At 52.2% G+C, this 14241-nt stretch carries 13 protein-coding genes and 1 pseudogene; 5 read left to right on the plus strand and 9 right to left on the minus strand.

Annotation, left to right across the window (positions count from 1 at the left end):
• Nucleotides 1–226: 226 nt before the first annotated feature.
• From ABGT79_RS04290 to ABGT79_RS04300, 3 genes and pseudogenes are all read left to right on the plus strand, one after another.
• Nucleotides 227–844, plus strand: a pseudogene (locus tag ABGT79_RS04290) (GDSL-type esterase/lipase family protein); the annotation flags it as partial.
• A 75-nt stretch (nucleotides 845–919) separates the two neighbouring features.
• Nucleotides 920–1309, plus strand: a complete 390-nt coding sequence (locus ABGT79_RS04295; protein ID WP_346666650.1) for a cupin domain-containing protein — start codon at nucleotides 920–922, stop codon at nucleotides 1307–1309.
• Between the two features lie 147 nt (nucleotides 1310–1456).
• Complete coding sequence (locus ABGT79_RS04300; RefSeq protein ID WP_294488651.1) at nucleotides 1457–2092, plus strand: flavodoxin family protein; 636 nt, start codon at nucleotides 1457–1459, stop codon at nucleotides 2090–2092.
• A 4-nt stretch (nucleotides 2093–2096) separates the two neighbouring features.
• Here the strand turns inward: ABGT79_RS04300 and ABGT79_RS04305 are convergent, their stop codons facing one another.
• Nucleotides 2097–2426: a hypothetical protein gene (locus ABGT79_RS04305; protein ID WP_346665165.1), complete on the minus strand. Its 330-nt coding sequence runs from the start codon at nucleotides 2424–2426 to the stop codon at nucleotides 2097–2099.
• On the opposite strand from ABGT79_RS04305, the gene ABGT79_RS04310 reads away from it, so the two are divergent.
• A complete protein-coding gene (locus ABGT79_RS04310; protein WP_346665166.1) occupies nucleotides 2407–3159 on the plus strand; it encodes an antibiotic biosynthesis monooxygenase in 753 nt (250 codons plus the stop codon). The genes ABGT79_RS04305 and ABGT79_RS04310 overlap by 20 nt on opposite strands.
• A gap of 67 nt (nucleotides 3160–3226) precedes the next feature.
• A complete protein-coding gene (locus tag ABGT79_RS04315) occupies nucleotides 3227–4231 on the plus strand; it encodes an aldo/keto reductase (RefSeq protein WP_346665167.1) in 1005 nt (334 codons plus the stop codon).
• Between the two features lie 469 nt (nucleotides 4232–4700).
• Here the strand turns inward: ABGT79_RS04315 and ABGT79_RS04320 are convergent, their stop codons facing one another.
• From ABGT79_RS04320 to ABGT79_RS04355, 8 genes are all read right to left on the minus strand, one after another.
• Nucleotides 4701–5231: a hypothetical protein gene (locus ABGT79_RS04320; protein ID WP_346665168.1), complete on the minus strand. Its 531-nt coding sequence runs from the start codon at nucleotides 5229–5231 to the stop codon at nucleotides 4701–4703.
• A gap of 69 nt (nucleotides 5232–5300) precedes the next feature.
• Complete coding sequence (locus ABGT79_RS04325) at nucleotides 5301–5846, minus strand: relaxase/mobilization nuclease domain-containing protein (protein WP_346665169.1); 546 nt, start codon at nucleotides 5844–5846, stop codon at nucleotides 5301–5303.
• A gap of 126 nt (nucleotides 5847–5972) precedes the next feature.
• Nucleotides 5973–6674, minus strand: a complete 702-nt coding sequence (locus ABGT79_RS04330) for a hypothetical protein (protein WP_346665170.1) — start codon at nucleotides 6672–6674, stop codon at nucleotides 5973–5975.
• Between the two features lie 53 nt (nucleotides 6675–6727).
• Complete coding sequence (gene pglZ, locus ABGT79_RS04335; RefSeq protein WP_346665171.1) at nucleotides 6728–8806, minus strand: BREX-3 system phosphatase PglZ; 2079 nt, start codon at nucleotides 8804–8806, stop codon at nucleotides 6728–6730.
• Nucleotides 8719–11628 (minus strand): helicase-related protein, encoded by a 2910-nt coding sequence (locus ABGT79_RS04340; protein ID WP_346665172.1) that lies wholly within the window; start codon nucleotides 11626–11628, stop codon nucleotides 8719–8721. The genes pglZ and ABGT79_RS04340 overlap by 88 nt, the downstream gene beginning before the upstream one ends.
• Nucleotides 11625–12314, minus strand: a complete 690-nt coding sequence (locus ABGT79_RS04345; protein ID WP_346665173.1) for an RNA ligase family protein — start codon at nucleotides 12312–12314, stop codon at nucleotides 11625–11627. Before ABGT79_RS04345 ends, ABGT79_RS04340 begins: the two co-directional genes overlap by 4 nt.
• The gene (locus ABGT79_RS04350; protein ID WP_346665174.1) at nucleotides 12311–12862 is read right to left on the minus strand and encodes a hypothetical protein; all 552 of its coding nucleotides are present in this window, start codon (nucleotides 12860–12862) and stop codon (nucleotides 12311–12313) included. Before ABGT79_RS04350 ends, ABGT79_RS04345 begins: the two co-directional genes overlap by 4 nt.
• Nucleotides 12859–14241 carry a DUF3696 domain-containing protein gene (locus ABGT79_RS04355; RefSeq protein ID WP_346665175.1) on the minus strand — a complete coding sequence of 461 codons (1383 nt, stop codon included), beginning with the start codon at nucleotides 14239–14241 and terminating at the stop codon, nucleotides 12859–12861. The genes ABGT79_RS04350 and ABGT79_RS04355 overlap by 4 nt, the downstream gene beginning before the upstream one ends.

Consider the following 14241-nt stretch of genomic DNA (forward strand, 5'->3'; position numbering starts at 1 on the left):
ATCATACCTTGGTGCTTGTGAGAAGGCGGTGACAAAAAAAGGCAACTTTTTGATAAAAAATGCTCTTTTGAGAACAAGATGCGGCCAATATATCCAAAGATAAGGAATAAAGATCACGACAAGAGGAGGACTCATGAAAAAGACGATATTCATCACCGCACTGTGCTGCCTGCTCATGACGATTTTTGCCGCCGCGTCAGGAGCGGCGGAGAACAAAAAACGCATCATGGTCTTCGGCGACTCCAATACCTTCGGCTACGTTGAAGACGCTCAGGCCGTCGTCGGCCGACTGCCCCTCGATACGGCCTGGCCCGGCAGAATGGCCGCGCTGCTCGGTTCCGATTATGAGGTGGTGGTGGAAGGTCTTTCCGGCCGCACCACGCGCATCGACAGCCCGGAACGCTCCGGCACCGGCGTCATTCCCGGAGCGGGCATGAACGGAGCCGCCTATCTGCCGGCGGCGCTCTCCTCCCACATGCCTCTCGACATGGTCGTCATCATGCTGGGCACGAACGATTTCCGCAAGGATCGCAACCAGAGCGCCTCGGACATCGCGGCCAGCCTGACGGAACTTATTTCCATCGTCAAAAAGGGAGAGTGGCAGCAGCGGACGAAGTTCCCGGCTCCTCAGGTGCTGATCGTCTGTCCTCCCAAGCTCAATCTGACCTCGAGTCCCTACGCCGATTTCTTTGAAGGTTCTCTCGCCAAAAGCGAGGCTCTGCCCGGCATTCTTCAGCCCATGGCGGAATCGGCGGGCGCACTCTTCCTTGACGCCTCCACCGTCGTGCCCTTTGCTCAGGGCCCCGATCAAATTCATCTTACGCCGGAAAACCACGCCGCTCTCGCCGAAGCCGTCACCAAAGAAGTGAAGAAGGCCTTCGGCGACGCCAGAGACAACGCCGAAACGGCCGTTTCCGGCGTGTTCGAGCGCGGCGGAGCCAACACCGCCTATGCCCGCTATTTTGTCGGCAACAGCTATCTGAACATGCTCTCCACGGAAGGCGTCGCCATCGGCAACGTGACCTTTGAACCCGGATGCCGCAACAACTGGCATACGCATCAGGCCACCAGAGGCGGCGGACAGATTCTGCTCTGCACTGCCGGACGCGGCTGGTATCAGGAATGGGGCAAGGAAGCCCGCGAGCTCAATCCCGGCGACGTAGTTCACATTCCCGCGGGCGTCAAGCACTGGCACGGCGCGGCAAAAGACAGCTGGTTCGTGCATATCGCCGTGGAAGTGCCGGGCGAAAACACCAGGAGCGACTGGCATGAACCCGTGAGCGACGAAGACTACAACAAGCTGCCCTGAACACTCCGGAAACAATGCATCTCTTCCATGCCGCGCAGGTGACTCTGTATGAACAACCTTCATTCTCTTCAAAAAACGCCGATCCCCTCTGAAAACAAGGCAGAACGCACGGCAGACGGGGCGGGCGTCGTCATAACCCGACGCTTCATGCTGAAAGTATTAAGCGGCTCTCTGGCCCTTGCTCTGACTCCCGCGACCATCGCCTCCGCCGCCGATCTGCTTCTCACCGACAACAAAGGAAATCCCATGAAAATCGTCATGCTTACCGGAAGCCCTCATCGTCAGGGCACCTCTGCTCTTCTGGCCGACGAGTTCATCGCCGGCGCTTCGTCCAAAGGGCACACCGTCGTCCGCTTCGACACCGCCTTTGAAAAAGTCGGCCCCTGCCGGGCCTGCTACTACTGCAGCGAACATAACGGCGAATGCATTCAGCAGGACGCCATGCAGAAAATTCTTCCCGAAGTGCTCTCCGCAGACATGCTCGTGCTGGTTACGCCGCTCTATTACTACAACATGACCGCGCAGTTGAAGACGGTCATAGACCGCATGATGCCCCGACGCGAAGAGCTGAGAAAACATCGCATGAAAACGGCCATGCTGGTCACCTGCGGCAGCAATACGGACTGGAACATGGATGCCGTCATGGCGCAGTATAAAGTCCTCCAGCAGTATCTTCCCTGGGAAGATCAGGGCGTGGTGCTGGCCAGGCATGTTTTTGCCCGCAAGGATATCGAAGGCACGGCCTATCCTGCTGCGGCAAGAGCCCTCGGTGCCAGCCTGTAATTCCTTATTCTTTCTCGACTTCCGGAGAAAACATATGCCCGTCATCACGCTTGAAGCCGCGTCCTTGAACAAGGATCAGAAGAAACAGCTGGTCGAGGAATTCACAAAATCCGCGGCACGCATCATGAACATGCCCAAAGCCTCCTTCTATGTCTTCCTCAAAGAAAACCTCCCGGACAATGTAGGCGTCGGCGGCGTCCTTCTTTCCGAGAAAAAACATTCCTGATTCCCCTCCGTTGCGGAAAACGCCTTTCCGCAACCGGGCAAACCTGCGGAACGAATCACGGCGATCCGTTCCGCCGCGAGGATTTCTTATGAAACTGCGCTCCATCATACGCTTCACAGTCCTGGCAATTCTGGCCCTCTGCCTTGCCGAAGAACAGGTCCATGCCGCGGAGCCGACATCCATCCGCATGGCGCACCTGCAAATCAGGCAGGATCAGCTTTCCGCCTTCACCTCCTCCGTCAAAGAAGAAATGGAGGCCGCGCTGCGCGTGGAACCCGGCGTTTTCGCCATCTATGCCGCGGCTGATACGAACAATCCGGCCAACATGGTCTTCTTTGAAATGTACAAGGACGAAAACGCCTATCAGCTCCACCGCGACACGCCGCATTTCCAGAAGTATTTCCATACCACCAAGGACATGATCTCCGACCGCGTGCTTCTGGAACTCGTGCCCGTCGAACTTCGGGACAGGTACAATACTCCGGCCGACTACGCCGACGTCAGAAAGGATGCACAGGCGTCTTCCATCCGCATCGCCCATTTGCAGATCAAAAAAGATCAGCTCCCTGCCTTCCTGGACTCCGTGAAGAAAGAAATGGAAGCCGCCCTGCGCGTGGAACCCGGCGTCATCGCCATTTATGCCGCAGCCGATAAGAGCGATCCGACGAAGATGACCTTCTTTGAAATGTACGTCGATGAAGCGGCCTATCAGACTCATCGCAACACGCCGCATTTCCAGAAGTATTTCCACACCACCAAGGACATGATCTCCGACCGCATCCTTCTGGAAGCCGTGCCTGTTGAACTCAGGGACAAGCACAACACCCTTGCAGACAAATAACGAACGCACAGCCCGTGTCCGCAGGCATCCGTCTCCGGGCATGGGCCGTGCAGCGAAGGAACGAACCATGAAATACAGAACGCTGGGAGAACAGGGGCTGAAAGTATCGGCCATCGGCTACGGCTGCATGGGACTGACGCAAAGCTATCCGCCCTATCTTCCCAAAGATGCATCCATATCCCTCATCAGAAAAGCCGTGGATATGGGGGTCACGTTCTTTGATACGGCGGAAGCCTACGGCCCTTTCAGCAATGAATCCCTGCTTGGGGAAGCCTTGCGGCCCTTCCGGGAAAAGGTCGTCATCGCCACCAAGTTCGGCTTTGATTTTGAACACGGACAAAACGACGCTCATAATCGTCCCGTCACGCTTTCGAGTCGTCCGGCGCACATCCGAAAGGCGCTGGAAGGATCTCTTCAGAGGCTGGGCACGGATTATATTGATCTTTACTACCAGCACCGAGTCGATCCCGACACCCCCATTGAAGAGGTGGCCGACACCATGGCCGCTCTCATCAAGGAAGGGAAAATACGCGGCTGGGGACTCTCGGAAGCCAGCGTGCAGACGGTCCGACGCGCGCATGCCGTCTGTCCGCTCACCGCGGTACAGAGCGAATATTCCATGTGGTATCGGGAACCGGAAAAAGAGCTCCTGCCTGCGCTGGAAGAGCTCGGCATCGGCTTTGTGCCGTTCAGCCCGCTGGGCAAAGGCATGCTTGCCGGCCGCTTCAACAAAGATTCAACCTTCGGCCCCGACGACTTTCGCAGCGCCATTCCGCGGTTCAACCCTCAAAATCTGCAACATAATGTGAACATTGCGGAACTTGTTCAGAATATGGCGGACAAACGTCACACCACGCCCGCGCGCATGGCTTTGGCCTGGCTGCTGGCTCAAGGGCCGAATATCGTACCTATTCCCGGCACTAAAACCGTTGCGCGTCTTGAAGAAAATCTGGGGGCCGCCGACCTCTCCCTCTCCCCCGACGAACTGGACGACATCCGCCGTCGCCTAGATCAGATCACCATCGTCGGGGCGCGGTATCCGAAAGAACAGGAAATGCTCACGGGCCGCTAACAGCCTCAACATATTAAAATCATATTGTTTACGGCGCAGCATCCGCAAAGGACGCTGCGCCGTGTTTTTCTGAGAGGATTCACTGGGAAAAACGCTTAAAACAAAAATTCCTCAAGAGAAGGCCTCCTGAGGAAAAATTGCAACCCAATTTTTGTAACCCAAAAACTGAGCTTATCATTTGTTGTTGGCGTCCCCAGGCGGATAAATTTTACAATATAATATATTGAATTAATATATTTAATATATACCATCAAGCAATCATACCCACAAAAATATCTACGTTTTCAAAAATATTTCTGCGGGCATGGATGTACAGGAAATCTTCGGTGCATCATAGTTACGTTTCTACGCAAACGCTATCTCTTTTATGCGAGAAGGCTATAAATTTTAAGGAGAAAAGTACCTGTGTTATCCAAACACGTTCTTGAACTCCTCTCTCGTGATGACCGTATCCCAACCGCCGCGCTTTTCACCTTCGTGCAGGTCTATGCCGGTATAGCAGAGACTGGTGTCTAACGGTATCGTGCATAAGGGCATCGGTGAAAACACCGAGGGACACAAGCAGATCAAATTCTTTTACTGCCAGCCCAGTCACACGCTGGAACAGTTCCGGCTCCAGCTGGGTAATGACATCCTTCAAGCACTGCTCACGGTAATCAGTAAGATACATGAACACCGGGATACGCGTGGCGAATTTAATGAGTTTTTCTTGAATCTGCTTACGCTTACCTTTATACTCTTTCTCTTCCTGGGTCAGCTCACGCTTCTTTTCCGGCGGCAGATCATCACCAGTTTTCTTTGTCTTTTTTACGGCCTCAGACTTCGCAATAATCGTCTTGATACCTTCGTTCAAACTGCGGAAGCCTTCGATTTTCATAAGTGCATCCATGACCTCCTTATTTGCCATCAGGCGCGCCAACGTGTCGTTATCCACATTGACAAGCAATGCGCTTTCCCAGCGTTTAGCCAGCAGAGTAGCAGATGTACCTACCATAGCCATATCAAGAATCTCGCGTGCGCCTATCTGCGACGGTCACGATTGAGAGTGACCGCGAAACGAAAGAAGCCTTCACGGCAATGTCTCCCACAAAAATGACCGCGCCGGCCCCCTTTTTCTCAAAACGGAGATCGACTTTTGCCGGCTTCCGGTGCATGTCTTCCCATGAGTCTGCGTCCCGTATGATGTCATGCCCCGCTCCTGTGCGATACGCTGAGCAGACTTCTCCCCCGTGGCGTGTTCAACGTCCAAGGCGGCCTGTCGAAATTTTATTTCCTTGCCGCTCTTTCTCCGGGCCAGTTCACCGTTTTCCAGCACGACATATTGGGCTTTTTCCTGCGGTTTCCATCCCTGTCTGTGTTCAATGAGCGCAAGAAGCCTGTGCGCCGCATCAATATCAAATCCTTTGTGTGGCTGAATAACTTTTCCCGTTTCCTCATTCATGCGGTTCACCGCAATGTGAAGATGGTAGTTATCGGTATCATAATGCAGAGCGTACACGGTCTGATGCCCGGTCAGCCCCATGTGACCCAGAAAAATATCCACAGCCTCGTCCACCTGTTCCCTCGTGGGCTGCTCCCCCTCCTGCCATGAAAAAATCCATTGCTGCACCGGCATCCTGCCTCGCCCCCCTGTTGGGGATTGGCCTTTTTATACATAGGATAAATTTTTGGTAGGCTGACAGGTATCAAAAAGGAGGAAAACAATATAGCAAAATTTTCTGCCGTCACGCCCCTCCATGATTTAGCTGCCCTTCAATTTTAGTAACTCGTCGTCCAGCCCGTAGCGAACCATCTCAATTCGGCCATTATGCTGAGATACAAAATCCCCGGTCATCATAAGCAACCGAAATGGAAAAAAAGCCGGACTGTTCAGGAGCAACACCATTGCCCCCTTGGCCTCAGGGGTGGCCAAAAGGGCTGATTCGAGCATCAGGATGGCCAAGTCTGGTTCGATAATGCTCACCGGAGCAGTTTTCTCATAGCAGCCTTTGATCTGGGAATCCTTTAGGACTTCCCAGGCGACAAAGGAACGAATGACGAACCGACCATAACGGCTGACGGTTTGCCGGTCGCCATACTGTTCCTTCAGGCGGTTGATGATCTGAGTCTGTGTCAGTTGATCCTGTAAGGCCAGCAATCGGCCGATCTGGCGGGCCACATTGAACCAGAAGGGATAGACCACCGAAACCATCCCCCAATGAACCGCCAGAGCCATAGACGGATTTTTCCGCAAAAAAGCCAGTGAGGCATCCCGGAACGGGATCAACTCGGGGTCAGGGGATACCCAGATCTTCATCAGGTTGTTGACGACGAAGGTCCGCGTCTGATTGCTTCGTGTACCTTCTGAGCCATTGCCTTTTCTATCCGCGAGAAATTCATGCAACTCCTGACGGATAGTTTTTGCGTCAAGTCCTGCCATCAGCAGATTGGCTGTCTTCTGCATCCACTCAAAACGGATTACCTGCTTAATGCCGATAGATTCATGCCGTGTTCCCCTCACCGTGTTCTCCTTTCAAACTTCACAACGGGCACAATGACTTCTTCAATAGATACACCGCCATGCCCCACGATGCTACATCCCGGATTCAGGAATGCATCATGACCACCGGCCACCAGGGGAAAATAATCTGAGGGCAACCCAACCGGAGACCATTCATGGGCAAACGGAAAGGCCTCAGCCACCCGAGCACGAAGTTCCGACGAAGGATAGACACGAACCCGCTCGCCACGAGTTTCAGCTATCCCCCCTTCAGATGGACGCCCTTTACCTTCACATTGAATATTGCCGTGATCGGATGTCAGCCAAACATCATAACCGTAATCCAATAGTTGGCCGACCATCTTGGAAAGGAATCCAGCACTGCACCATTGTTTTATCTGGTTGTGCATCCCGGCAGAGCCGAGTTGCATGCCGTGCATGATTTTGTCGACCTTGTCAACGATCAACCCCACTACCTTGGTCTTCCCCGGGAGGATTACCGAATCCAAAACTTCCCCAGCATTACCATCTCCAAGGCCTCGCTGGTAGGCTACATCGAACCGGGATAGGTCATATCCTTCCCAGAACTGCTTCCAGAGCTTCTCTTCGCTGTTGGTCGAATTGATGGATGACGGGAAATAGAGCGGCGGCTTGCCTGAGAAGATAGCCTGCCGCGACACTGAGGTCAGCGTCGGAATCCAAGCGAAGGTCGCGGATTCACGCATAACAAGATTGGCATCTTGCCTTTGCAGAAGCTGACGAATGGTCACCCACTGGTCCAAAGCCAGGCCATCGACCACGATTAGAGCGACTCGTTTGCTGCCGGAGGACTCAATGTCCCTTGCCAGGCGGCGAGGTACGTGGTGCAGCATGGCTGGATTTGTCGGCGGCAAGCTGATCAAACCGGTATATTGCTCCGTCAGCCAAGCTGCAAATGTCGAGTTCAGTTCATCTCCGATTTCTCTGAGCCTGGTCTGATACTCGATGCTGCCGTCACAGTGAACCAATGAAGAAAGTTCAGCCCATTTCAATGCAAAGACAATCCAATCCGAATAGAGAGCTTCCGCATTGGGCAGATTCCTTTCAGCAAGATCAAACAGGCGTGAAATCCGGAGTGCGTCATCGTCCGGGTCGGACGTGACAATGCCGCTTCGAATCCAGGCCCCGGCATCCAATTCAATACCTTTTGCCTCGACAGGAGTGAGTTTTCCCTCCAGAAACAGATTGTCGATGTAGACTTTGATGTCCTGATGGTCGAACGGCAGATAAGCCGGTCCGTGATACTTGAGGCCGTATTCCGGCGAATCTTCCCGTACAAAATCACTGCCGATCATGGAAAGAAAAATCGGCCAGCGTTCCTGCAAAAAGGCAAAAAAGGCCTCATCGTCTGAAACGATTTCAGAAAGCGGCCAGGATTTGAACCCACCATGAACTTCGAGAACTTGGATGAGTCGTTCTGCCAGAATCTGTGGGACTTGAAGATTACTGTAGTGCAGGTGAAGCAAAGCACGGAGCAACTTTACTTCGTCGTCAATCAATTCCGCTGCGATGCCGAATACATGACGGAGAATAAAATCCTTGGTGGCGTTGTCACCCATGCGTTCCGGCGTATCCTTGCACTGGGCATCAAATACCGCGTCCAACATGCTCCGGTCGATCTTCTCGATAACCGGATAGCTCAGATTAGGAAAGATGTCCCCCAGGTTAAATGACAGCTTTCGGCCTGCCTGGAGCAGATCGTATGGCAAGAACTCCAGATCAGCATCCTGCAGGCGGAGAACCACCACCAAATCTGTGTGTTCCCCCCGATCCCAGATTAAACGGTACTTGGACTCATAGGCATATCTGAATTCGACAGGGTCTCTGAACTCGATGAGATCGAAGCCTCTCCCGTGAAGATCCAACACCAGTTTCTCCTCGGTCAGCAGACAATCCGGGTCTGCCACCAAAGTCAACTTGCTGACGTTCGGTACAAAATTGTTCAGAATGGCGTCTCGCCAACTCCTCATTAAACGCCCCCCTTGATAATCTGCAGCATCAGCAGCGGCCGGATTTCCGGCACAATCTGTCGCGCTTCCTGCAAAGCCCGCAGCCAATCAGATTCGTCAGCATCGCAACGAGACGCTCTGAATTGCCGCACCTCCGGCAAGCCCACCCGCTCAATGGCCTTGCGTCGCGAGGCAAAGGAAATGATGCCGCGTTCCTCCTCGCGAGCTACAGACACAAGATGCGCATGCTGTAATGCATCAAACTTCTCCTGTCCGGCCTGTTCAGCCAATGTCTGCAACCGCTCATAAACGACAAGAGACTCGTCCTGACTGAGACTGGCCTGCACCTGAATGTCCGCTGTCTGCAGTGCATCCCAGATATGCCGGGCTGTGGGTAAAAACAATTTGCCTTCTCCACTCAGGAACACACTAACATATCCCCGCCGCACCATGGGAATGTGCAAAAGTTGTGTCTTATGATGCATCCCGGCCTGAAGACGAATTTCAAAGAGCCCCCAGAGCCCGGAAATACTGTCCGGCAATCCACTCACGCGTACACAAGGCAAAGGCTGGCCAGCCGCGATCTGCGGCAGATTTAGGGCCAGCCCACGGACACGGCTATTTTCAAGATTGAGCAGAGTTGCATCGGGCAGACGATTTGCTTCCCGTGCGCTGAACACAACCTTGTGATACTCTTGACCGCCCGGCCAGCTCAGATCCCACCAGGAGCGCTTACGGATTGCCGAACCGCCGTGAGAATTGAGATACCCCACGGTCATCCGCTCCACCCAATAAGGCAGCGGATGAGAACGCAGACGCTCAGCTACCTGTATATCCGGTGTTTCTGAAATATCATAGACGGCGGAGGCATCATGAGCTTGCTGAATCTCATTGCGAAGCCGGGCCACCGTGTGCTCCACGGATGTCTCAATGCCATCAGGATTCATAATGGCCGAGGCGAACACATCCTCGAACATCTCACCGGCCTGGGCAGAGTCGAGAACATCGCCGGTCTTGTCAATACCGAACTCTTCGAAAATGACCGAGAGTTTCTGCTCCAGCACTTCACGGACACGAAACTCGACCGACTCCTCAAATACAAAGTTGATTGCCCGTACCGTCTTGGGCTGTCCGATACGGTCCACACGGCCGATTCGCTGCTCCAGCCTCATCGGATTCCAAGGAATGTCGTAATTGATAATGATATGGGCGAACTGCAGGTTCAGCCCTTCTCCACCCGCATCGGTGGAGACCAGCACGCGGTACGATTTGCTGAAGGCTTCCTGGACCTGCTTGCGTTCCTCCATATCCATGGATCCATTCAGGGTGACGACCGAAATTCCCCGGGCCTCCAAGAATTCTTTCAACATCTGCTGGGTCGGCACGAACTCAGTGAAAATCAGCACCTTCAGGTCCGGCTCGCTTTCCTCGGCCTGAAGATCGTAAATCCAATTGATCAAAGCTTCAGCCTTGGCATCCGGTCCAGCCTGTTCGCAGCGAACCGCAGCGTCGAGCAGGCTCTCCACATAGATGCCTTCACTCTGAAGAGCCGAGACCCGGGACTTCAACAGCTCATCAAGCAGTTCCTGGCCGTCCATATCGTAGAGCTCGACCATTTCATCATCTACGCTTTCTGAGCCTTCCGCGCTGTTTTTCAGCTCCGCCATACGCATACCGGCCTGATGTTTGCTCTCTTTGATTGCCGTAAGCCGACGCTCCAAGGTAGTACGGATAGCTCTGGTGCTGGAAACAACCAGACGCTGCATCAGGAGCATCAAAAAGCCTATATGGCGCTTTTTCTCGCGTAGAGCCTGATTGTAGCCCTCGCGTACATAGTCGGTCACCGCTTCATAAAGAAGTTGCTGCAGATGATGACGACTCTCCCAAGTCACCGGAGCCATCTGTGTCCGCCGAGGTTTAAAGAGCGGCTTGCCGTCGGCATCAACGGCCTTGCGCTTTTCGGTACGGATGATATACGGGGCCACCCGCGCTCGGGAAACACTGGCCATGTCTGGAAAGGCATCTTCATCCAGCAGGTTCATCAGGCGATGAAAGGCATCGGTCTTGCCTTGGTGGGGAGTGGCCGAAAGGAGCAACAAATAGGGCGCGGCTTCGGCCAAGCCCTTACCGAGTTTATAACGGGCAACATGGTCTGTGCTGCCCCCCAGACGATGAGCTTCATCCACCACCACCATGTCCCATCCGGCGGTGATCAGTTCCTCAAATCGGCTGCGGTTGTAGTCGGCTATGCGCTCGGCTGTCCAGCCGCGCCGCTTGTCCATGGGCTTGACCGAATCCAAAGAGACGATGACCTGATCGAACATCGACCAGGCCGAGTTGCACTGATTCGTCCCTGAGGCCATACGTTGCAGCGTGCCGATGTCGTCGCCCAGCACAAGCTGGAAATGCTCGTTGAAGTGAGTCTGCATTTCCACCACCCACTGGGAAGCAATGCCTTTGGGAACAACAATCAGAATTCGCCGAACCAGTCCGCGCAGTTTGAGTTCGCGCATGATCAGACCGGCCTCTATGGTCTTACCCAAGCCCACCTCGTCGGCCAGCAGGTAACGCACGCGGTCGCCTGAGACCGCACGGGACAAGGCATGGATCTGATGAGGCAGAGGAATGACGTTGGACTCCATGGGAGCCAGCAGCACATGACCGTCGGCTGTGCTGCTGGCTCCTTCCAGCACTTCGGCCACCTTGGCTGCGGCTGCCACATAGGCAATGCGTCCGATCTCAATCTCCGGCCGCAAGTCGGCACTCAGCGACCGTAACGCTGAACGGGGCACGAGCACCAATGCGTTCTGATTCGGCAACCAGATGCGGCACACAGTCTGACCCCACAAGGACTTCTCTTCAATGACCTTGCAGGCGCTGTTATGAACTGTGCTGTATTGCCAACTCTGACTGCTGAGGTGAGACTTCATCCTTGCAACTCCGAGCTCAACCGATTCGGCCTGATGGCGGAGCGCGTCCAGTGCGTCTCTACAGCTTGGATAAACGCCGGTCGAACCAGTTTAGCCCGTTGAGACAGCCAGTCTCCTTGATCAACTCGAAGATAGATTCCTTCCGCAGGCTGATCGCTAAATTTTGAAACAGATAGGAGTTTTTGAATTTCTGGATAAGTGAAGCGCCCGCGTGCAACAATAGGAACTTGGGAAATGCACATTTCCCTTAAAAGCGCATCCCTGCGTTCCGAAGAAAGAAACCTGCCAACCCGTTTATCATAAATATCGAAACCAAGGAACCAATCAGGCAACTGATCATAAAAAATCGAGTGCTGGGCATAGCACCATTCTCCGAAAAGTATGAACTTGTCGGAAAGAACCTCAAACAGCATATCGATCCGGGGGGGCAGCCAGTCGCCAAGTTTTTTCCACTGTCCTGTTCCAGGCAGGTACAGATATGCTCCTCGGTTCTGAGCTCGAATATTTCCTTCCGAATCAAAAGAGATTCCCAGATTTGCGCCATCTACCTTTTCTTCGACAACAAGACTATGCCGTAGGAAATCAAAACGTTCCGATTCCGAAAGCACCTTATCATCTCGGATATCGACACCAGTCAACGCTGCCAGATGCGGAGTGGAAGGAAACTTGAAAAAATTATCGTTCACGACCCGATCTTCTCCTCATATTTGGTTTTGACATATTCAGGACAGAGAAAATGAACGGTAATACCGGCTTCCTTCAAAGCATCTTTCCAGCCCCACCATTTGCAATCTGTGGATTGCAGAATCGGCGGTTTCTCAGGGTGAGCATTTGCGACGGCAACAAACTTTCGATCCGATATATCGAAATTTACCAATCCTTCATGCTTTGGAAATTGTTTATAGGAGTCGCCGTCCTTGGAGATAGTTACCCTGTCAGAATCAGGTAGGCTCCAGCGATTATCATGAACCCACTTCATGAAAGAATCCCCGAGTCCCGGCTGACCTTTCAGGGAAAGCTGTTGCCGGTATTCATTGAAGATTTCGTCACCGGCATCAATAACTAACCCACGTTTTTTAATAACGTGCTCTATTGCATTAACGCAGGCAAGTACACAATCAACTAATTCTTCAGGAATGCCGTCAGAGGAAGTTGCACGATTCGCCATCTTTGGAACATTTGTGTCCACAAGACATTTATCTGGAAAACTCATTTGACTAACCCCAGCTTTCATGTGTTCTGTTGTATCCTTTTTTTCAAGGCAGCTTTAGCTTGTTCGGTGATGTCACCCATTTCATCACCAAAAAAATTTTCCGGCCAGTTTTTAATATTACCGAATATGTCAATTTGTAGAGGTTCAAGTGTCGCAGGCGTCTTAGAATTATTAGCGAAATAAACAGATACGTCTTCTTGTGAAATAGCATCTTCGGCAATTCGCCTCTGCAACCGGCGCAGGAAATGCTCAGAATGGGTTTCAATAACTAGTTGAATGTTTCTATCGTTTCCATTTTCTCTGGAATTGATCACGTCGATCATCACATCGGCCAGCGCAGACTGTGCGCTTGGGTGCAGGTGAATTTCCGGCTGCTCCATAAGGATGATCGAGCCCGCAGGAGCATAAAAGCACTGCACAAGAACCGGCAGAACTTGCGAAATGCCAAAACCGACGTCTGGAAGGTTCACCCAATCCTCTGATCCTTTTGTGCGAACCTTAACCTCATAGTCCTGCCGCTGTTGAGATATAGGGCTGACCTTAAACTCTTCGATAAGTCCCATTTCTTTAAGCTTGAGGGCAATAATTTCCTCAAACGGCTTTGTCGGCCTTTTGTAACCTAAACTAATTTTTCGGTCTCGTGCCGCCAGAATTGCTGCAATGGTATTTTCACCTGCAAAACCAACACTTTCTGGAGCGATACCACTCCAAGTATAAAGCCTTTCCGCCTTTGTTCTTAGTGGCCCAAGATAATAAATTGAGCTAAATAATTTTTCATGCGCAAGATTTAAAGACTGAACGAACTCAGCATTTTGATAATAGGCAACTACCTCGTCAGGGAAACCATAAAATCGAACAACATCTTTGGGAGACCAAGCTCTCATTTTCTTTCTGACAAGCGTATATTGCTCTGTTGATGCAGTATATTCACCTTTGTCAGATTTTCTTAAAAAATCAATGGAAAGTGTCTGTGTATCATTATTAAGAAGGCGATATTTGAATTTTGCGACCTGGAGCAAATTCTTCATGGCGTCGCTTAATTCAATCTCGGCACTAAAATCCAATTCGTCTCCAGAAAAAGTCTCTCCTGACAAAGGGTCTTTAAACTTCAAGCTCTCCAGCAATGACCACCTGTAGTCAAAAGCAATTTTGTTTTTCGGATCACGATGAAAAACCATTTCCTGATAGGAGCCAAGCTGAACAGCAGAGTTCTTCCCTCCGGGATAAAATACAGCTTTTCGATCCGGTGATTCAACGGTCTGCTTCAGCATAATCAGAAACTGTCCTATGCTGGATTTACCGGAGCTGTTGGCACCGAAAAACAACGAAATGGGAGCCAGACGAATAGGTCCGGTATCCTTCCAACCTTTGAAGTTCTGTATGCGTAATTCTTTGAGCAT

Origin of the sequence: uncultured Mailhella sp. (assembly GCF_963931295.1) — a bacterium.
Classification (GTDB): domain Bacteria; phylum Desulfobacterota; class Desulfovibrionia; order Desulfovibrionales; family Desulfovibrionaceae; genus Mailhella.